The organism is Lentzea sp. NPDC004782 (genome assembly GCF_040609115.1).
GTDB lineage: Bacteria > Actinomycetota > Actinomycetes > Mycobacteriales > Pseudonocardiaceae > Lentzea.
This window is the reverse complement of sequence record NZ_JBEXJN010000077.1, coordinates 1-18,055: the sequence shown is the minus strand read 5'-3', so window position 1 is coordinate 18,055 and position 18,055 is coordinate 1. Positions and strand designations below refer to the sequence as shown.

Here is an 18,055-nt window from a genome sequence, read left to right as displayed (position 1 = left end):
CCGGGCGGAGAGGTATTGCACCTGCGCGCAAAAGCTTCTTCGGGTGCGGCGGGCGCTGTTAGCTTCCCTGCGTTCCACAGGGGCCAACAGGGGAGGACGCCATCAGGATCAGGGGAAGTCTCAGACGGGTCGTGGCGGCCGCCGCGGTGGCGCTGTCGGCGATCGTCGTGACCACGCCGCCGGCCGGTGCCGCGGCGCAGGAGTTCATCTACTCGGCACAGGACTACGGGTACGCCGGGGCGACGTTCGACTGGACCGGGCCGAGCTCGGTGTCCAACATCGACCTCATCGTGTCGGACTGGGGCTGCGACGCCAAGCCGGTCTACGCGTACTTCCTGTTCTACAACGGGTCGCTGCACCCCGACACGACGCCCACGCACCGGTACGACCACTCCGGTTGCGACAAGGAGGACTACACGACCTACAACGACCTGAAGTGGTCGATCAGCGGCGACACGATCACCTACATGGGCGTCGTGATCTGCCGTGACGCGGCGAACGGTCCCTGCCAGGTGGGCGGCCTGTCCGGGCGCAACCCCTACGCGTAGCTCCGCAGTGGACCCGTCCGGGGACGGGGTCCACCGCGGACGCCGCGATCAGCCGACCTCGTCGAGGTAGGAGGTGCCGGCGGCGGCGTGCGGGCCGTAACGCTCCCACTCCTCCCGCAGCCGCAGCCGTCCCTCCGGGGTGAACTCGGGCGTGTTCACGGTGTGCCCGCAGATCACGTCACCGTTGGTGAGCACCATCGTGTATCCCATGTGGAGGGTGCCGTCCGGCGCGCGCGTCCCGGCGATCGAGCCGCGGCGGACGGCACCACCGGCGAAGTCGGCCCAGACGAGGTCGCCGTCCTGGTGGTACTCGGCGACGGTGTGCGGGTCGCTGTCGGGCTTGCGGAACCGGCGGCCGTTGTAGTCGATCACGTCAGGTGCTCCTCGGCCAGGTACTCCTTCGCCATGACGCCGTCCCACCAGATCGCGTAGTAGGAGAAGTCCTCCTCGTGCGGGTTCAGGACGTGGTGGTTCACGTCGCCGGGCATCAGCATCAGGTCGCCCGCCGCGATCTCGTGGGTGTGCTCGCCCACGACGACCTCGGCACGTCCCGCCAGCGCGATGAACAGCTCCTGCTCCCGGTGCTGATGCGTGTCGGTGCGGTCGCCCGGGCGCAGAACGCACCAGGCGCCGCGGAACGGTGTGGCCAGTCCGGGCCACGGGTGCAGCAGCTTCAGGTCGAGCCCGTGCTCGCGGACGAGGTGCGCGGGCTCGCTCCTGCGGAAGTCCACGTGGTCTGTCGGCATCCCCAACTCCGATCGACGTTCGGCGACGACGCGGAGCGTAGGTTCACGGGTTTCCCCGCCGACAGGGGACGTTTTCCCTTCTGCGTCAGGAACTACCGCCCCAGCCCGGCATCGCGGGCCAGGACGATCGCCTCGGCCCGGTCGGCGACACCGAGCTTCGCGAAGATCGCGGACACCCGGTTGCTGATGGTCTTCGACGCCAGCGCGAACTCGCGCGCGATGGCGACGTTCGACCGGCCCGCGGCGATCCGGTCGAGCACCTCCCGCTCCTTGCCGGTGAGTTGGGGGAACGGGTAGGGCGCCCGTTCCGCCGCCGCGTGCAGGAGTGCCCCGAAACGGGCGGCAATCGTTTTCCCGATGAGGAACTCACCGGCGGCGACGGCCTGGATGCCGCGCACGATCTGGTCCGGATCTGCGTTCTTCAACAAATAGCCGCGGGCGCCGGCCCGAATCGCGTCGACGACGGTCGTGTCGCAATCCCGGGCGCTGAAGACCAGGATGCCCGTTTCGGGGCATGCGCGCGCTATTTGGTCTATCAATAGGCAGTTTCCGGCTGCCACGGTGTCGACGTCGATGACCAACACGTTCGGCCGGCATCGCGCGGTCTCCGTCACGACCCCGGAAGAAGTAGAAGCTTCACCTACTACAGAAACGCCGTCCACGCGTTCGAGCAAGGAACGCACTCCATGCCTGATGGCGGGCTGGGTGTCGGCGAGCACAACGGTGACCGTCGCCGGTCTGTGCAGGACCGCGATGTCGTGGCCGCGGCGCAGCGGTACGGCCGTCTGTTCCAGCTGGGTCATCAGTTCTCCGCCCCCGAATTAGCTGTTCTGTCATTCCATTGCGGCCACCTGATCTCCCCCAACGAGTCGGCACCGGCCGTAGGGTATATCGCTCCTTCGCCTGAAGTCGCGATGTGGAAAACGCGGTTTTCACTCGTTCGGCCCAACATGCTGCCGGTGCTCGACGACGACCGGAGTAGCGGCGTGCCTGCAATCGACACGCTTGTTCGGCGAAGCGGTCCAATCGACGGCGGCAACAGGTGACGCACGGTGAGCACGTGCATGATCACTCTCGGTGAACCGGTTCCGCACTTCTTTGCCCCATAAGGGAATCGTGTTTGCCCATCTGATCGGGAACAGTTCCCCTACCTGTTGGGAAGAGCCGCTACCTAGCCTCTGGATCGCCACTCGGGGATGAACAGAGGGGGACGTGTGACTGTCCAAGACGTTGGCGTACTGGCGATCGGCGCGGGCCCGGCGAACCTGGCCCTCGCGGTCGCGATCGAGGAGTCCGGTGCGCGCGAGCTCGCGGCCGACACGCTCGTGCTGGAGCAGCACGCGGACGTGAAGTGGCAGCGCGGCACGCTGATGCCGTGGGCGCGCAGCCAGGTCTCGTTCCTCAAGGACCTCGTGACCTTGCGCGACCCGACCAGCCGGTTCTCGTTCCTGAGCTTCCTGCACGACCACGGCAGGCTCGACGAGTTCGTCAACCTCGGCACGTTCCACCCCTACCGCTGGGAGATGTCCGACTACCTGCAGTGGGTCGCGTCGTCGCTGGAACGGGTCTCGGTCCGCTACAACGCCGCCGCACAACGGATCGAGCCGGTGCGCGGCGCGGACGGTGTGATCACGGGCTGGTCCGTGACGCTCGCGAACGGCGATGTCGTGCGGTGCCGCGACCTGGTCGTCGGCGGTGGCCGCGACCCGCACGTGCCCGCCGTGTTCGAGGGTCTGCCGGCCGAGAAGGTCCTGCACAGCTCGCGGTACCTCGACCGCATCGGTGCCGTGCCGAAGGATCGGCCGTTGCACGCCGTCGTGGTCGGTGGGGCGCAGAGCGCCGCGGAGATCTTCTACGCGCTGCACTCCGACCTGCCCGACAGCAGGGTCACCATGGTGGTGCGGTCGATCGGCCTGCAGAACTACCAGACCAGCAAGTTCGTCAACGAGGCGTTCTTCCCGTCCTATGTGGACGAGTTCTACGACACGCCGGAAGAGGTGCGCGCGCAGATCCTCGACGAGATGCGGTTCGCGAACTACGCGGGCCTCGCGCCGCCGTTCCTCGACGAGCTCTACACGATGCTGTACCAGCAGAAGGTGCTGGGACCGCGGCGTTCCAGCGTCCGGTCGATGACCGAGGTCGTCGCCGCGCGGGCCGACGGTGACGAGATCGTGCTCGACCTGCGCGACCGCAGAACCGGCAAGGTCGACCCGGTGCGCTGCGACCTCGTGGTGCTCGGCACCGGCTACGACCAGCGGATGCCCGCGATGGCACGCGACCTGGCCGATCGGCTCGGGCTCGACGACATCGCCGTCAGCCGTCAGTACCGCGTCGACATCGGTGACGCGGCCTGGGGCGCGCTGTACCTGCAGGGCGTCAACGAGAAGACGCACGGCATGTCCGACTCGCTGATCAGCGTGCTCGCGCACCGCTCCCAGGACATCGTCAACGACCTGCTCGCCCGCCGGGGCGCCGCCGAGCTGAGGAGTGCGTGATGGGCAAGCTGCTGGTGATCGCCCCCGGTCCGACGGCGAACGGCGACCTGCACCTCGGCCACCTCGCCGGACCGTTCCTGGCCGCCGACATCTGCGCGCGGTACGCCCGTGCCGCGGGCCGGGACGTGCTGTTCGGCACGGGCATCCACTCGACCCAGAACTACATCGTCACCACCGCGCGCCGCCTCGGCGTGCGGCCGGAGGAACTGCGCGAGAAGTCGGCGAGCGAGGTCGAGGCGTCGCTCGCGGCGATGGGCATCGAGGCGGACGGCTTCGTGCGGTTCGACGAGCGGTACGTCAAGACGGTCGTCACGTTCTTCGACCGCCTGCACAGCGCGGGCAAACTGCGGCTGCGCGCGGTGAAGTTCCCGTACTCACCGTCCACGGGGGAGTTCCTCACCGACGCGTACGTGCGAGGCGGTTGCCCGGTGTGCCTGACCGACGGCTGCGCCGGGCTGTGCGAGGGCTGCGGCCACTGGATCGCGTCCGGCGAGCTCGTCGACCCCAGGTCCACTTCGGACCCGGACGCCGCGGTCGAACTGCGCGAGACGGAGGTGCTGGTCCTGCCGGTCGAGGAGTACCGGGCGGGCCTGGAGGAGTTCTTCGCGCGGCACGCGCCGACGTTGCGGCCGAGGCTCGCCAGGATGATCGAGGAGATGCTGGCGCGGCCGCTGCCGGACTACCCGATCACGCTGCCCATCTCCTGGGGCATCCCCGCGCCGTTCCCCGAGGTCGACGGCCAGGTGATCTACTCGGACACCGAGACGATCACGTGGAGCATCCACGCCTCCGCGCTCGCCGCCGGGCGCCGCGGTGAGGTGCTGGAGAGCGACGACCAGCTGTGGCTCGGTGACACCGAGGTCGTGTACTTCTTCGGCTCCGACGCGGGTTTCGCGTTCGCCGTCGCCGGTGTCGCCATGCTGCTCGCGCTGGAGGAGTACGTGCTGCCGGAGCGGTTCGTCACCAACGAGTTCTACGAGCTGGAGAACGACAAGTTCTCCACCAGCCGCGGCCACCTGGTGACCGGCCAGCAGCTGCTGAACTCCGGCGTCCCTCGCGACCTCGTCCGGTTCTACCTCGCCTCGACCAGTCCGGAGTTCCAGCGCACGAACTTCACCCGCGCCGCGATGGCCGAGGTGACGTCGTCACGCCTCGTGGCGCCGTGGAACCGGGTCGCGGCCAAGGTCAACGCGCTGCCGTCCGCGCCGCTGCCCGTCTCGGAACGATCCCGCGCCGCCGCCCGGTCGATGGTGGAGCGCTTCGCCGGCGCCTACGACGTGCGGCGGTTCAGCGTGACGGCGGCGGCGTTCACGCTGACCGAGCAGCTGGCCCGGCTGGACGCCTTCCCGCTCACCGGCGACAACGCGGGCGACTTCTGCCACGAGGTCGACGTCTTCCTGCGCTGCGCCGCGCCGATCCTGACCGACCTCGCGGCGTCGGCGTTGCCGGACACCACGATCCCGGGGCTGTTCGACGTGCAGGAGTTCACACCCCGCCCGCTGCCGGAACTCCCCGAGTGATGGCCGGGGTCGTCATCGTGGGAGCCGGTGTCACCGGTCTCGTCACGGCGGTGGAGTGCGCGCTGGCCGGGCACCGCGTGACGGTGCTCGACCGCGGCAGCATCCCCAGTCCGGTGTCCACGTCGTTCGACCAGCACCGCGCGCTCCGGACGTTCGTCCCGGACGACGTGGACGCCACCCTCGCCCGCGTCGCCGCCCACCGGCGGTGGCTGGAGCTGGAGTCGTTGCTGGACACCAGGTTCTACCGCCGAGTCGGCATCGTCACGGCCTGGCCACGCGCCCAGGCCGCGGAGATGGCCTCGCAGGCGGCGGCGTGCGGACTGCCGGTCGAGACGCTCGAACCGGAGAAGCTGCCGCACCTGGTGTTCCCCGACGACGCGGCCGGCGTGCTGGAGGTCGACGCCGGCGTGCTGCTCGCGACCCGCGCGCTGGTCGCGGCCGTGCGCTGGCTGGTCGAACACCCGCTGGTCTCGTTGCGGCCGAACAGCCGTGTCACCGCCGTCGACACCGGACGCGTCGAGGTCGAGGGCGGCAGCACGCTCCGCGCGGACCTGGTGCTGGTCGCCGAGGGCCCCTGGACCGCTGAGCTGGTCGGCGTCCCGGTGCGGCTGCACCGCCAGACCATGGTCTACCTGCGGCCGCCGGAGGCGCTCATGCGGTGGTGGGAGAACGCACCCGGCGCCGGACGCCTCGGTCGTGACGGCAGGGCGTGGCTGCTGCCACCCGGTGACGGCACGCTGCTGAAGATCAGCTCGGACGCGGTCTGCCGGGAGGTGCAGTCCGTCGACGGCGACGAGCTCGACCACCGGTGGGTGGACCGCCTGCTCGCCGCGTCCATCGTGTCCGATGTGGACAGGTACACCGTGGTCGCGGTGAAGCACTGCCACTACGCCACCGACGCCGTCACGGGCGGCGCGCTGCTGACCGAGGTGGCTCCGGCGGTCTGGGCGCGGGCGGCCTGCGGTGGCTCGGGTTTCGGGTCGGCTCCGCTGGTGGCCGCACGCATCGTGGGTGCGCTCGGGGCGCTTGGGGAGGCGGCGTGAGGTTGGTTCGCAACTCGCCGTCCGGTGAGGTGGATGAAGGGCGCCTTCCTCCACCTGACGTGGATGAAGGCGCCCTTCATCCACGTAACTGCCCGGCAGGGCGAGTGGGCGCAACGGCGCGTTCGGACCACCCCTGAAGCACTCGCCAGTCGTCCGGGACACAGAGCCGCCGGTCCCGGGCGCTGTTCGTGTTACTTGGTGCGTTAAGGGTCTGTCGGGCCGGTGTCAGGGCTTCTCGAAGTGCTGGTAGTCGATCGGGGTGTTCCAGAAGCCGCCCCAGGTCCAGCCGCGGGTGGTGAACGCCTGCTCGGTGGCGTCGCCCGCGTGGATCATGCCGGGCACGTTCTGGGTGCGGTCGACGTAGGGCGCGCCGTTGGGCGGGTAGACCGCGCCGCTGCGGGAGATGTAGGGGTTCTGCACGGTGTTGATGTCGATGGCCCGTCCGTAGGAGTGGTTGGACCAGGCGGTGCCGCCGGTGATCGCCCGGCAGTTGAACGCCGAGGTGTTGTTGGCCGCCATCGACGCGTCGTCGTCGGAGTTGTACTTCTCGATCGTCTCCATCCGCTGGATGGGGAACCGGGCGAAGTACAGGTCGGCGAAGACCTGGGCGACCTCGACTGCGAGATCGGCGTTGACCACCAGTTCGCCGCGGTGCACCGCACCGTCGAAGCCGACGAAGTTCAGGCTGATCAGCCGCAGCTGGTCGGGCCCGACGGGGCAGCCTTCGCGCCAGCTGGAGGCGAGCCGCTTCGCGGTGACCGGCTTGATGACGGCGACGTAGGGCGGGAGGCCGCTGCCGGCCGGTGCGGCGAGCTGCACGGTCTGGGCAGCGGTGGCGAACGCCGGCGTGGTGCCGGCCAGGACCACGGACACGATGAACGTGATGAGCGCGAAAACTCGGGTTCCCGACTTCAAAGAACTTCCTCTCGATCTCTGCTGCGCGGGCACGATCCGACGACCACGCCGATGACCGCGCCGGGACGCAGCCGCAGATCGTGCCGGCTGACCCAGCAGTCCGACTGCTCGGTGGCGATCTCGGCGCCACAACCCAGGACGTCGTCCGGGTGGACGAGGATGGTCGCGCGCGGTCCGTCTGTCACCTGGAACGGGACCCCGGCAAGCTCGACCGTCTCCACCACCCCGCAGGTCCCGCGGGCGAATGCCGCCATCGTTCCAGGCTCACAGATCAACGTCCTCACGGCATTCGATTTTCGGATTTCTCCGGCATGCGCGGACGTCCCCGCCCGGCCGGCCGGTTGTGCGTGTGGTCGCGAGTCCGGTTCGACGCGCCGGGACAACGCATCGGTCATCGACCCGGATGGCCGCGGTTCTGCCATCGGCTTCCTCAAGGTGCCCGAGGGAAGCTCGCCGAACGAGGACCGGTTTCCAGGCCGACCCGAAGGGGCGACGAGTTCGGTGCCGAGCGGTGCCGCCCGGCGGGTCCGGTGCTGAGGATCTGCAGTGGACGGCTGAACATCTTGCGGTTGGCGAAGTTGTGGTACCCGGCGCGCTGGAAGGCCTTGACCATGCCGATGTTCCCGGCGTCGCAGTCGCCGCGGATCTCCGTTGCCCCGGCGGTGACGAGGACGTACGTCCCGCGGGCCACGACGGCGGTGGCGTAACCGCGACCGCGACCGGTCGTCGCGACGCCGACCAGGCCGATCACCGCGGAGCTCGGTGTACGGGCGGGCAGGCTGATCGCGACCGGCCGGTCCTGCCGGTCGTAGCCGATCTCGTACCAGTTCCGCTCGTGGCCCAGCTCCAGCATGTCGGCGAGCAGGTCGACGAACGGCTCCTCGCCCAGCTCCGCGAGTGACCACCAACGCAGCCGGTCGTCCTGGACGGGAAGCGGACCGCTGTTCTGCCAGACGAACCGCCGTCCGTCGCGGGTGACGGAGAAACCGTGCGCGGCGAGCCAGGCGCCGCGGTTGATCACCAGTCAACCGGCGAACGACCTGGGCGCGGAGCGTCCGCCGCCATGAACGCGGTCATGGCGAGCTGCATCAGGTCAGGCACGGTGGCCGGTCGCCGGCGGCCGGTCATCGGGTCACGCGGCGTCGAGCGCCTGAGTGATCTTGCGGATCATCTCCGCCGAGGTGGGGCCGGGCTCGCTCTGACGAGTCCGGGCGGCAGCATCGACAGCGACCAGGACGGTGCTGCGGAAGTTCTCGGCGGCCGCCGGGTCCTGCTCGGCGAGCAACGTCATGGTCGCCGTCAGGGCCGGTAGCACGTGGTCGGCGATCTCCGCCACGGACTTGCCGTCCACATTCGGCACTTTGGTCTTCTCCGCGAGCAGGTGCCCGATCGGGCCGGTCGCGGACGCCAGGGCGATGGAGCCGGTGGCGGCGACCCTGTGCGGCGAGCCGGCGGCCTCCGCGGCGGCGAGAAGCGTGATCGCGCCGTACGCGGCGGTGCGCACGGTGGTCTTCTCCTGGTCGGTGAGGGTGAGGGTGCGGGACATGGTGGTGTACTCCTTCTTGAACGGACGAGGGTGAGTCCGCCCGGTCACGAGCGGGCTGGTGTCAGTTGTCGATCGCCTGGTAAAGCGCGGTCCAGAAGTCGTGGAAGGCGTGCGCCGAGTTCGGCGCGGACGTGCCGACCTGGGTGAGAAGGATGCCGACGACGTCGTTGTGCGGATCTGCGTAGGTGGAGGCGCCGCTGCCGCCGTCCCAGCCGAACTGACCGATCGGGGCGTAGTCGCCGCGGTACGTGCGGACCGCCATTCCGAAGCCCCAGCCGCCGTGCTGCCCCTGGCCGAACGAGATGTGGACGTTGTCACGGGCCAGGGCCGTTCGGGCGGCGTTCTGCTCGGGGGTCAGCCGGTTGGTGGTCATCAACTCCACCACGGGCCGGGACAGGATCCGTTCGCCGTCGTGCACACCGCGGTTGAGCAGCATCCGGAAGTAAGCGTGGTAGTCGTCCACAGTGGAGACCAGACCACCGCCGCCGCCTGGAAACGCCGGGGGCTGGCTCCACCGGCCGCTTTCGGCCGCGTCCCAGACGTGGAACTCGCCGGTCCGCGGGTCGGGCGCGTACAGCGGAGGAAGCCGGTCGATCTTGTCGGCGGGTACGTGGAAGCCGGTGTCCTTCATGCCCAGCGGGTCGAAGACGCGTTCCCGGAGGAACGTCTCGAACGGCTGGCCGGTGACCCTGGCGACGAGCACGCCGACCAGGTCGCTGCTGATCTGGTACTGCCAGCGCTCTCCGGGCTGATGCATCAGCGGAAGCTCGCCGAGGCGGCGCATCCACTCGTCCGGCTCGGGCATCGGCTCGGGCAGGTTGGGGGTGAGCCCCTGCTCGAAGATCGCCCCCATGATCGGAGTGCCGAGCACGGTCATGTCCATGCCGAGCCCGAACGTGGAGGTCAGCACGTCCCGCACGGTGACCGGCCGCCGCGCCGGCACGGTGTCGTCCAGCGGCCCGTCGATCCGCTTGAGCACCCGCCGGTCGGCGAGCTCGGGCAGCCACGGCTCGACCGGGTCGTCCAGCCGCAGCCGGCACTCGTCGAGCAGCACCATCGCCGCCGCGATCGACACCGGCTTCGACGTCGAGGCCATCCGGAAGATCGTGTCCCGGCTCATCGGCGCCCCACCGCCGTGGGCCATCGTCCCCATCGTCTCGACGTACGTCTCGTCACCCCGGCCGGCCAGCGCGACCAGCCCGGGAATCCGCCCGGACTCGACATGCCGCTCGAGCACCTCGCGCAGCCTGTGCAGCCCCGACTTGGAAAAGCCACCATTGCCGAATCCCATCTCGATCTCCTTGTCCTCGGTGTTCGATCCACCGCTCGTGGGCCTTGCTGCCGGGCGTTTCACGCCGTTCGGCGGGTCGCGGCTTTTCACGGCGGCGCTGACGGTGCGCGGTGACGCTTCACGGCGAACCTCGTTCCCACAGCACGGGTCGGCTCGGCGTGCCACCAGGGGTCATGACAGGGCGAGCTCGTAGAGGTGAGTTCGCCTGACGGGGTGGTAGCCGAGGTCCTCGCGCGTGACGAGCAGGTCGTGGTCGTCCTCGGCCGTGTGGGTCTGGATCTCGTTGACGTGTGGGTGGGCCTCGCGCAGTCGCTGGATCAGGGCGGCGTTGACCCAGTGGCCCAGCCGCCGTCCGCGATGCCCGGGGGACACGGCCGGTCCGTACTGGCGGGCGCGCGGCCGGGGCGGGGCACAGACGACCGCCATGGCGTACGCCGCCAGGTCGCCGTCCGCCTCCGCGACGGTCAGCAGCGCGTTACCGGGACGGCTCGGGCTGCGGAGCAGCGTCTCGACCTGGAACACGTCGGACAGGTCGCCGCTCCAGTGGACCAGGCGGTATCCGGGGTGCGCGGTGTCAACCAGCTCACCCAGCCAGGCTTCGTGGACGTCGCAGTAGGTCAGCAGGTCATGCCGCCTGGACCCGGTGTGCCGGAAGCCGTACCGCCGGCAGAACGCCTCCCAGGGCGAGCCCGCGGTCACGTCGGTCAGCAGACTGCGCCCGACCGCCCTTGCCAGGACGGCGGCCAGGAGCCGGGAGCCGATCCCGCGGCGCCGCCACCCCGGCTCGACGTGCAGGCCGAGGCCGGCGGCGCCGGGCTTCAGCGCGGGGGCCGCGGGCAGGAGGAAATCGACTCCGAACGGGATGATCGGTCGTAGCGTGGCCATCCCTGCCACGAAGCCTCGCGGCGCCATGGCCTGCCATCGCGAGACCGAGGGGCCACCCGGCACCGCGATGATCTCGATCAAGGCTTCGTTCATGGCGTCAACGATCGCCAGGCCGTCGGCGCGGAACAACGCAAAAGATCGAACCGCCGGATTAGCCACCGGTTACCGTTCGACGCCGTGCGCGCCCCACACCGCCGACCGTCGCTCAAGGTCACGATCACGGGCCGGACTGTCCGCCGTAGACTTCGCGCGGGCGATCGGAGGGGGACACGGCCCGGTGGAACTGCGCGACATCGAGATCTTCCTGACGCTGGCGGAAGAGCTTCATTTCGGGCGTACAGCCGAACGCCTGCACGTGTCGTCGGCGCGGGTGAGTCAGTCGATCAAGCAGCAGGAACGCCGGATCGGCGGCGCGCTGTTCGAGCGGACCAGCCGCAGCGTACGGCTGACCCCGCTCGGGGAGCGGCTTCGCGACCGGCTCGACGCGGGCTACCGCGAGATCGCGGCAGCCCTCGACGAGGCGGCCGGCACCGCTCGCGGGCACACCGGCACCCTGACCATCGGCACCTTCGACACCCACCACCAAGAGATCGCGAGTGTCCTCGACCTGTTCCGCCGGCGGCATCAACACTGTGATCTGCGCATGCGGGAGATCCCTCTCGCTGACCCGTTGGGCGGGCTGCGCGCCGGCCGAATCGACATCGCGGTGCTCTGGCTCCCGGTTCGCGAGCCGGACCTCGCCGTCGGGCCCGAGTTGCACACCGAGCCGCTCGTGCTGGCGGTCGGCTCCGACCATCCGCTGACCCGTCGGGACCAGGTCGAGATGGAGGATCTAGGCGATCACCCGGTGCCCTGGTTGGAGGGGTCGATTCCCGACTACATGTGGGAAGCGCACACCCCGTCGGTGACACCGGCCGGGCGTCCCGTCCGACGCGGAATCGGCGCGGCCACCCTCGAGGAGGGCCTCACGGCGATCGCCGCCGGCGACCTCGTGTCCCCAGTCGGGTCGTACGCGGCCGCCTCCCGGCTGCGTCGTGGCATCACCTTCCTGCCCATCGCCGACGGACCGATCCTGCGGTATGCGCCCGTGTGGCGCAGCGCCAGTGAGACTCCGCTGATTCGCGCCTTCGTCCAAGCCGCGGAGGACGCCCGGCGGCACCTTGAACGGACACACACTGCGATCACGTCGCAGCCTGAGCATTCAGTAGTTGTTCCGGCACCCGACCGTGCGTGACAGTCCGGCGGAAGCGGGTCCCTGTGCCGGGCTGACGGTCAGGGCTGGATGTTCTCCAGGTCTTCCAGCAGGCTCGGGTGCTTCGGCACCCAGCCGAGCGCCTGCTGGGTGTGAGTGCTGGTCGAGGGCTGGTCGGCGGCGAAGATGACGCCGAGGGGGCCGTAGGTCTGCACCGGCACTGACTCACAGGGAAGGCCCAGCCGCCGGCCGATGACCGCGGCGATGTCACGCACCTGGTCGCCCTCGTCGGCCACCGCGTGCCAGGACGTGCCGGCTTCGGCCTGCTCCAGGGCGAGCCGGAAGAGGACCGCGGCGTCGAGGGCGTGCACGGCCGGCCAGCGCTGCGTGCCGTCGCCCGGATAGCCGGACACCCCGCTCTGGCGCGCGATCCCGGTCAACAGACCGGCGAACCCGCCCTTGCCCTCGTTGTGGACGGTCCGCGGCAGCCGGACGGCCGAACTCCGCACCCCGCGCGAGGCCAGGCCCAGCACTCCCCTGACCGCACGACCGCGACCACCGACCGGCCCCTCGGTCGGAACCGAGTCGGCCTCGGTGGAGGCGCGGCCCGGTACGGCGGGCGTGCCGGAGCAGACGACGAAGGGACGGTCGCTGCCGACGAGTGCCTCGCCGAGGGCGGCGAGGGCGGCGCTTTCCTCGGCGACCGCGTTCGCCAGGGCCTCGGGGCTGTCGAAGTCGTTGGCGAAGGCCAGGTGGATCACGCCGTCGGCCTGAGCGGCGCCGGCGCGCAGGACGTCCAGATCGGCCAGACCACCCCGGATCACCTCGGCGCCGGCCGCCGAGGCGGTCTGGGCGGAGGCGTCGGAGCGGGCCAGTGCGAGGACGGTGTGACCGTTGCCGAGCAGCTCGGCGACGACGGCGGACCCGATCAGGCCCGTACCGCCGGTGACGAAGACGCGCATGGAACTCTCCCGCGAGTGATGGGACTCTTGTCCCATCACCGTACCAGAGTGATGGGACAAGAGTCCCATCACATATGATTGACCCATGGGCCGATGGGAGCCGGGCGCACGCGAACGCCTCGTCATGGCGGCCGTCGACCTGTTCACCGAGCAGGGGTACGACGCCACGACGGTCGCGCAGATCGCCGAGCGCGCCGGGGTCACCAAGAGCACCTTCTTCCGGCACTTCCCCGACAAACGCGAGCTGCTGGTCGCCGGGCAGGAGACGCTGAGCCGGCTGCTGACCGAGGGCATCGCCCAGGCCCCCGCCGACGCCAGCCCGCTCGAAGCGGTCGCCGCCGGCCTGGAGCGCGCCTCGACCGCGATGGGCCCGACGAGCCGGGAGATCGCTCCCCGGCTGAAGGCGGCCGTCGCCGCCAGCACCGAACTCCAGGAGCGCGACGCCCTCAAGAGCGTCAGCCTCGCGGCCGCCATGACCGCCGCCCTCATCGCCCGCGGCGTGCCCGATCCGACCGCCGCCCTCGCCAGCGAACTCGGCGTCCTCGCCTTCAAGCGGGGGTACGCCGAATGGTCCGAAGGCGACCGCGCCCCCGAGGCGGGGTTCGCCACCTACCTCCTGAAGGCCCTCGACGAGCTGCGCGCCGCGAGCGCATCGCTGGGCTGACCGGACAACCTCACCCGCTCCCCGGCCACCGTACTGATGCCGGAACGGTCCTCAACGGACCTGAACGAACCCGCGCCGACCTGCAAGAATCATGTTTCCGCAGCTCAGCAGCGCAGCGGTCGACTTCCGGTGAGAGCTCGTCGGCCGCCGGAACTCATCCCGTCAGCGCGACAGCTGGGTCGGACGTGGCGAAGAGGTCGTCGAACACCCGGACGCGGTCGAAGGACAGGGCGTGCTCGCGTGCCCGGTCCGCCATGAGTTGCCGTTCCTCGGCTGACATGTCGAGCACCACCCGGTCGATCGCGGCGGCGATGTCGTCGGTGTTCCCGGCCTCGACGACGACGGCCGTCCTGCCCACCGCTTCGCCGACGCCTCCGGTGGTGGTCGTGATCACCGGCCCGCCGCCTGCGAGCATCTTCTCGGTCAGGGCGATGCCGAAGGTCTCGACGAAGTCAGGTTCGGGCTTGGTCGGCAGCGCGTACGCGGCGCAGCCGTTCATCAGCAGCGGCTTTTCCTCGTCCTCCACGTCGGTGAGGAAGACGATCCGGTCGTCGTGCCGAGTGATCGCCTGGAGGTGCTCCAGTTCGGGGCCGTTGCCGGCGACCACGAGCTTGACGCGTGACCGCGCCTGGCACCGGGCGAACGCGTCCACCAGGTCGTAGATGCCTTTGGCCCGGGTCACCCTGGACAGGAACAACACGTACCCGTCGCGTTCCAGGCCGCGCCGCTTCAGGGCGGTGTCCACGAGCGCCGGATCGAGGTCGAGGTAGGCCGAGGTGTCGATCGGCGGGTAGCTGACCGATATCCGGCGCGCGCACTGGCGGGCGAACCGGGTGCCGCAGTGTGCGTCGACGGCCTCTGCGCAGGCGATGATCTCCTGCCTGGTGTACTCCGACACGGCGGTCACCTGGTCGTTGGCGAGGAACCGGGTGAACAGGACCACGGCCGCCCCGAACCGCCCCTCGCGCAGGCACGAGCGGATCACGTTGGTGACGTCCGAGCCGACCGCCTTCGCGATGGTGTGGACGTCAGGTGCGTAGCCGGCCGCGCGTGCCGCGTCGACGGCGTCGCGCACCACGGCGTCGTGGGGAGCGAGGTACATCGACACGCAGGTGGTCGGGACCGGCTCGGCGAGCAGTTCGACCAGGCGTCCGGTCAGCCCGGCCAGGTGCCGGCCATCGGGTACCCGGTAGTCGCCGACCGGCTCGGGCCGCTCCACGGTGATGCCCTCGCTGTAGGGCATGATCCGGTCCAGCGGCTTGAGCGGCAGGCCGGCCGCCTGCAGCACGGGTATCGGCCAGGTCAGCAGCCGGACGTCGTCGAAGCCGCGGGTGAGCGCGACCTCGGCCAGGTTGCGGGCTTCTCCGGAGTGACCGCAGATGACCGGGTCGGCCCGGACCACGATGACGAGACGGCGGTTCGGCCTGGTCATGTGCGAGCCCCCTTTCCGAGCGGGTCGGACACTGATGGCGGCAGGATCTTGCGTCCCCACTCCGAGGGGTGCGGGCCGAGTTCGAGCAGCAGCCGGCCGCCGGCGTGGACGTCGGACGCGCGCAGATGCGCCGCGTCCAGCGGTTTGCCGTCCAGCCGGGCGGACTGCACGTACTGCGGTGGCGGGTTCTCGTCCAGCCCGTCGGAACTGATGGACGTCTCGCGGTGTCCGCGGGTCTCGATGACGAAGTCGCGGTCCCCGAGGTGCAGCGTGGCGCGGCTGAAGGCGGGCGCGTTGACGAGGAACAGGTTCTGCCCCGCGACCGGGAACAGGCCGAGCGAGGCCCACACGTACCAGGAGCTCAGCCCGCCCGAGTCGTCGTTGCCCGGCAGGCCGCCGCGACCGGTGCCGAACTGCCACGTCAGCGCCGCGTGCACGATCTCGGCCGTGCGATCCGGCCGGGCCGCGTAGTGGTAGGACCACGGCGCTTCCATGTCCGGCTCGTTGTTCAGCCCCTCGAACCGGTTCAGCAGGTAGCCGGCCGCCATCTCCGCCGGGTCGGGCCGCTTGCCCGGCTGCACCACAGGCGGGGCGCCGTAGCCGAAGAACGCGTCGAGCGTGCTGACGAACGCCTCGTTGCCGCCGACCATCGCGATTCTCGCGGCCATGTCGTGCAGCAGCCGGAACGAGTAGTTCCACTTGCCGCCTTCGTAGAACGACGAGTCGACGAGCAGGCCGGTGTCCGGGTCGAACGCGTTGGACCACAGGCGGCTTCGCGCGTCGAGGTCGTCGGCGAGCTGGACGTCGTTCAGGGAACGCGCGACGCCTGAGGTGCAGTGGCACGCGTAGGCGAGGTCGAGCGTGTGCGAGATCGGGTGCGCGACGCCGTGCTCGTAGAAGTCCTCGCCGTACATCCGGCGCAGGTCGTCGTACATGTGCACGAGCGCCCAGGTCCAGTCCAGGTCGCCGAGGCCGAGGGCGTGCACGTCGGCCAGCGCGGTGTGGACCAGCGCGCTGGCCTGCCGGAAGAACCTGTCCGCGCCGCGAGCCATCCGATAGCCGATGGGGAAGTTGCCTTCCTCCTCGCAGACCCGGATCAGCGACTCCAGGAGGTCGACCGCCCGGTCCGGGCAGAGGGCGATGAGCAACGGCAGCTGGGTCTTGTAGATGTCCCACATCGTGCAGATGTCGAACACGAAGGGCCCGGAGGACGGCCAGAACGGGCTCTCGTCGTCGGCGAAGCACGGCTTGATCAGGGAGTGGTACAGGGCCGTCGCGAACACCTGCCGCCTGGCGGGTGACCCGCCCTCGACCTCCACCCGGCCCACGTGGTCGCGCCACCGGGCCCTGGTCTGCTCCCGGACGGCGTCGAACGCCGGCGCGGCCTCACCGCATTCGCGCTGCAGGTTCTCCCGGGCCTGTTCACAGCCGCGCAGGGAGAACCCGATCTGGATCTCGACGGTCTGCCCGGCGGTGGTGGGCCCCATGTACAGCAACCCGAACGGGCGCAACGTGGTCTGCCTGATGCGGTCGAAGTCGAGCCGCGTGCCACCCTCGATCAGCCGGCGGTCGTGCCAGAGCATCTGCCGCCAGCCCGGGCTGTCGACCTTGATGTACACCGACAGCGGCACACCTTCGACGACCACCGTGCCCTGGGCGCGGCCGTTGCCGAGGCTTTCCACGTGCGCCCGCAGCGGTACCGTGCGGCCGAGGTCGATGGCCAGCCCGCCGCAGGACAGGTCGACGACGAGCCGTGCGCTGCGATGCTCGGGAAAGGTGTACCGGTGGACGGCCACCTTGGCGCCGACCGTGACCTCACATCGAATGCCGGTGTCGAGAGCAGCCGCGTAGTACCCGGCTTCAGCGGTCTCGTCGTGCAGCGGCCAGGCCTGGCCGAGGACGTCGAGCGGCTGCACCATCGGGGTCACCCGCACGTAGTTGTAGTACTTGCGGATCGCACCGGTGCCGGACTGCTGGAAGTGGGTGAAACCGGACGCCTGCAGCCGGTCGAACATCTCCTCCGGCTGGCCCTCGGTGTTCTTCCGGTAGAGGCCGTACCCGGTCGGGTAGGCACCGGAGTAGGCGCAGGCGGACACCATGCCGAGCGGGGACGTCGCCCCGGGGTGGGTGTTGCCGACCTGCGCTTTCGGCCACCACCAAGTGGCCGCCAGCCCCTGCGCCGCAGGCAGTGAGGTGGCAGCCGTTCCGATGAAAGGATCAATTTCGTCGAGGATGACGAGACATTACGTCCGCGCGGGCGCACTTTGGTTTCAGCGAAATGAACACACGGCCGGCCGGGGCGCTACGTTCGGTTCGCGGCCCGCTTGACGGTCCTGATCACGGGTGCGGTCTCGACGTGGGTGATGGCGGGCAGCATGGCCACCCTGGTGGTCAGGTACCGGTACAGCTCCCGTTGGTTCGCGCACACCACGCTCGCACACAGGTTCGACGGCCCGGTCGTGGCGGCGGCGAACGCGATCTCCGGGTGCCCCGCCAGCGCCGCGCCGGCCTCCTCCAGGTGCGCGGGTGCGACCGAGAGCCAGAGCGGGGTTCGAGGGCCGACACCGAACAGGCGGCCGTCGACGTCGATGTCGAGGTACAGCACCCCGCGTTCGCGAAGCTCGGCCGTCCTGCGGCGGACCGTCGTCGGCGACCATCCGGTCACCGCGGCCAGCTGCTCGAGCTCGGCCCGACCGTCGACGGCGAGCGCGGCGAGGAGCTTGCGGTCCCCGTCGTCGAGCCGCACCGGTCCCGGCCGGTGCGGCACCGGCAGCGGGCACCGGTTCGGCGAACCCCGCTGTTGATCAGCGGGGTTC

At 70.1% G+C, this 18,055-nt stretch carries 20 protein-coding genes; 7 read left to right on the top strand and 13 right to left on the bottom strand.

What is annotated here, in order from left to right; genetic code table 11:
* Positions 1 to 131: 131 nt before the first annotated feature.
* Entirely contained in the window at positions 132 to 548 is a 417-nt protein-coding gene (locus ABZV40_RS41250) for a hypothetical protein (protein WP_355454805.1), read from the top strand.
* Between the two features lie 48 nt (positions 549 to 596).
* Here ABZV40_RS41250 and ABZV40_RS41245 read toward each other — a convergent pair whose 3' ends face one another.
* The 3 genes from ABZV40_RS41245 to ABZV40_RS41235 all read right to left on the bottom strand — a co-directional run bounded on the left by ABZV40_RS41245 (position 597) and on the right by ABZV40_RS41235 (position 2,097).
* Entirely contained in the window at positions 597 to 920 is a 324-nt protein-coding gene (locus ABZV40_RS41245; RefSeq protein ID WP_355454803.1) for a hypothetical protein, read from the bottom strand.
* Entirely contained in the window at positions 917 to 1,294 is a 378-nt protein-coding gene (locus ABZV40_RS41240) for a cupin domain-containing protein (RefSeq protein WP_355454801.1), read from the bottom strand. The genes ABZV40_RS41245 and ABZV40_RS41240 overlap by 4 nt, the downstream gene beginning before the upstream one ends.
* Positions 1,295 to 1,386: 92 nt before the next feature.
* Positions 1,387 to 2,097: a response regulator transcription factor gene (locus tag ABZV40_RS41235; protein ID WP_355454799.1), complete on the bottom strand. Its 711-nt coding sequence runs from the start codon at positions 2,095 to 2,097 to the stop codon at positions 1,387 to 1,389.
* Here ABZV40_RS41235 and ABZV40_RS41230 point away from each other — a divergent pair.
* The 4 genes from ABZV40_RS41230 to ABZV40_RS41215 all read left to right on the top strand — a co-directional run bounded on the left by ABZV40_RS41230 (position 1,981) and on the right by ABZV40_RS41215 (position 6,352).
* Positions 1,981 to 2,340 carry a hypothetical protein gene (locus ABZV40_RS41230; RefSeq protein WP_355454831.1) on the top strand — a complete coding sequence of 120 codons (360 nt, stop codon included), beginning with the start codon at positions 1,981 to 1,983 and terminating at the stop codon, positions 2,338 to 2,340. The genes ABZV40_RS41235 and ABZV40_RS41230 overlap by 117 nt on opposite strands.
* A 168-nt stretch (positions 2,341 to 2,508) precedes the next feature.
* Positions 2,509 to 3,789: a SidA/IucD/PvdA family monooxygenase gene (locus ABZV40_RS41225; RefSeq protein WP_355454797.1), complete on the top strand. Its 1,281-nt coding sequence runs from the start codon at positions 2,509 to 2,511 to the stop codon at positions 3,787 to 3,789.
* Positions 3,789 to 5,309, top strand: coding sequence for a class I tRNA ligase family protein (locus tag ABZV40_RS41220; RefSeq protein ID WP_355454795.1), 1,521 nt, complete (start codon positions 3,789 to 3,791; stop codon positions 5,307 to 5,309). Before ABZV40_RS41225 ends, ABZV40_RS41220 begins: the two co-directional genes overlap by 1 nt.
* A 17-nt stretch (positions 5,310 to 5,326) precedes the next feature.
* Positions 5,327 to 6,352 carry an FAD-binding oxidoreductase gene (locus tag ABZV40_RS41215; protein WP_355454793.1) on the top strand — a complete coding sequence of 342 codons (1,026 nt, stop codon included), beginning with the start codon at positions 5,327 to 5,329 and terminating at the stop codon, positions 6,350 to 6,352.
* 225 nt (positions 6,353 to 6,577) lie between these two features.
* On the opposite strand, the gene ABZV40_RS41210 is transcribed toward ABZV40_RS41215, so the two are convergent.
* The 6 genes from ABZV40_RS41210 to ABZV40_RS41185 all read right to left on the bottom strand — a co-directional run bounded on the left by ABZV40_RS41210 (position 6,578) and on the right by ABZV40_RS41185 (position 11,082).
* Positions 6,578 to 7,267: a M15 family metallopeptidase gene (locus ABZV40_RS41210; protein WP_355454791.1), complete on the bottom strand. Its 690-nt coding sequence runs from the start codon at positions 7,265 to 7,267 to the stop codon at positions 6,578 to 6,580.
* A complete protein-coding gene (locus tag ABZV40_RS41205) occupies positions 7,264 to 7,521 on the bottom strand; it encodes a hypothetical protein (protein ID WP_355454789.1) in 258 nt (85 codons plus the stop codon). The genes ABZV40_RS41210 and ABZV40_RS41205 overlap by 4 nt, the downstream gene beginning before the upstream one ends.
* Positions 7,522 to 7,697: 176 nt before the next feature.
* A complete protein-coding gene (locus ABZV40_RS41200; RefSeq protein ID WP_355454787.1) occupies positions 7,698 to 8,288 on the bottom strand; it encodes a hypothetical protein in 591 nt (196 codons plus the stop codon).
* A gap of 111 nt (positions 8,289 to 8,399) precedes the next feature.
* On the bottom strand, positions 8,400 to 8,813 hold the full coding sequence (locus ABZV40_RS41195; protein WP_355454785.1) for a hypothetical protein: 414 nt from the start codon (positions 8,811 to 8,813) through the stop codon (positions 8,400 to 8,402).
* Positions 8,814 to 8,874: 61 nt separating this feature from the next.
* Entirely contained in the window at positions 8,875 to 10,104 is a 1,230-nt protein-coding gene (locus tag ABZV40_RS41190; RefSeq protein WP_355454783.1) for a serine hydrolase domain-containing protein, read from the bottom strand.
* A 171-nt stretch (positions 10,105 to 10,275) separates the two neighbouring features.
* Positions 10,276 to 11,082 (bottom strand): GNAT family N-acetyltransferase, encoded by an 807-nt coding sequence (locus tag ABZV40_RS41185; RefSeq protein WP_355454781.1) that lies wholly within the window; start codon positions 11,080 to 11,082, stop codon positions 10,276 to 10,278.
* A 184-nt stretch (positions 11,083 to 11,266) separates the two neighbouring features.
* Here ABZV40_RS41185 and ABZV40_RS41180 point away from each other — a divergent pair, with 184 nt between their 5' ends.
* Complete coding sequence (locus ABZV40_RS41180; protein ID WP_355454779.1) at positions 11,267 to 12,223, top strand: LysR family transcriptional regulator; 957 nt, start codon at positions 11,267 to 11,269, stop codon at positions 12,221 to 12,223.
* A gap of 38 nt (positions 12,224 to 12,261) precedes the next feature.
* Here ABZV40_RS41180 and ABZV40_RS41175 read toward each other — a convergent pair whose 3' ends face one another.
* Positions 12,262 to 13,143 carry an SDR family oxidoreductase gene (locus tag ABZV40_RS41175; protein WP_355454777.1) on the bottom strand — a complete coding sequence of 294 codons (882 nt, stop codon included), beginning with the start codon at positions 13,141 to 13,143 and terminating at the stop codon, positions 12,262 to 12,264.
* A gap of 85 nt (positions 13,144 to 13,228) precedes the next feature.
* Between ABZV40_RS41175 and ABZV40_RS41170 the strand changes: the two genes are divergently transcribed.
* On the top strand, positions 13,229 to 13,807 hold the full coding sequence (locus tag ABZV40_RS41170) for a TetR/AcrR family transcriptional regulator (protein WP_355454775.1): 579 nt from the start codon (positions 13,229 to 13,231) through the stop codon (positions 13,805 to 13,807).
* Positions 13,808 to 13,961: 154 nt separating this feature from the next.
* Here ABZV40_RS41170 and ABZV40_RS41165 read toward each other — a convergent pair whose 3' ends face one another.
* From ABZV40_RS41165 to ABZV40_RS41155, 3 genes are all read right to left on the bottom strand, one after another.
* A complete protein-coding gene (locus ABZV40_RS41165; protein ID WP_355454773.1) occupies positions 13,962 to 15,239 on the bottom strand; it encodes a glycosyltransferase in 1,278 nt (425 codons plus the stop codon).
* Positions 15,236 to 17,449, bottom strand: coding sequence for a glycoside hydrolase domain-containing protein (locus ABZV40_RS41160; protein WP_355454829.1), 2,214 nt, complete (start codon positions 17,447 to 17,449; stop codon positions 15,236 to 15,238). Before ABZV40_RS41160 ends, ABZV40_RS41165 begins: the two co-directional genes overlap by 4 nt.
* Before the next feature lie 92 nt (positions 17,450 to 17,541).
* A partial coding sequence (locus ABZV40_RS41155) for an Lrp/AsnC family transcriptional regulator (protein WP_355454771.1) occupies positions 17,542 to 18,055 on the bottom strand: 514 nt, incomplete at its 5' end.

Coding starts and splice junctions, on each gene's coding strand:
- ABZV40_RS41240 (WP_355454801.1), bottom strand. CDS start 1,294: ATGCCGACAGACCACGTGGACTTCCGCAGGAGCGAGCCCGCGCACCTC.
- ABZV40_RS41230 (WP_355454831.1), top strand. CDS start 1,981: ATGCCTGATGGCGGGCTGGGTGTCGGCGAGCACAACGGTGACCGTCGC.
- ABZV40_RS41235 (WP_355454799.1), bottom strand. CDS start 2,097: ATGACCCAGCTGGAACAGACGGCCGTACCGCTGCGCCGCGGCCACGAC.
- ABZV40_RS41220 (WP_355454795.1), top strand. CDS start 3,789: ATGGGCAAGCTGCTGGTGATCGCCCCCGGTCCGACGGCGAACGGCGAC.
- ABZV40_RS41205 (WP_355454789.1), bottom strand. CDS start 7,521: ATGGCGGCATTCGCCCGCGGGACCTGCGGGGTGGTGGAGACGGTCGAG.
- ABZV40_RS41195 (WP_355454785.1), bottom strand. CDS start 8,813: ATGTCCCGCACCCTCACCCTCACCGACCAGGAGAAGACCACCGTGCGC.
- ABZV40_RS41190 (WP_355454783.1), bottom strand. CDS start 10,104: ATGGGATTCGGCAATGGTGGCTTTTCCAAGTCGGGGCTGCACAGGCTG.
- ABZV40_RS41185 (WP_355454781.1), bottom strand. CDS start 11,082: ATGAACGAAGCCTTGATCGAGATCATCGCGGTGCCGGGTGGCCCCTCG.
- ABZV40_RS41175 (WP_355454777.1), bottom strand. CDS start 13,143: ATGCGCGTCTTCGTCACCGGCGGTACGGGCCTGATCGGGTCCGCCGTC.
- ABZV40_RS41170 (WP_355454775.1), top strand. CDS start 13,229: ATGGGCCGATGGGAGCCGGGCGCACGCGAACGCCTCGTCATGGCGGCC.
- ABZV40_RS41165 (WP_355454773.1), bottom strand. CDS start 15,239: ATGACCAGGCCGAACCGCCGTCTCGTCATCGTGGTCCGGGCCGACCCG.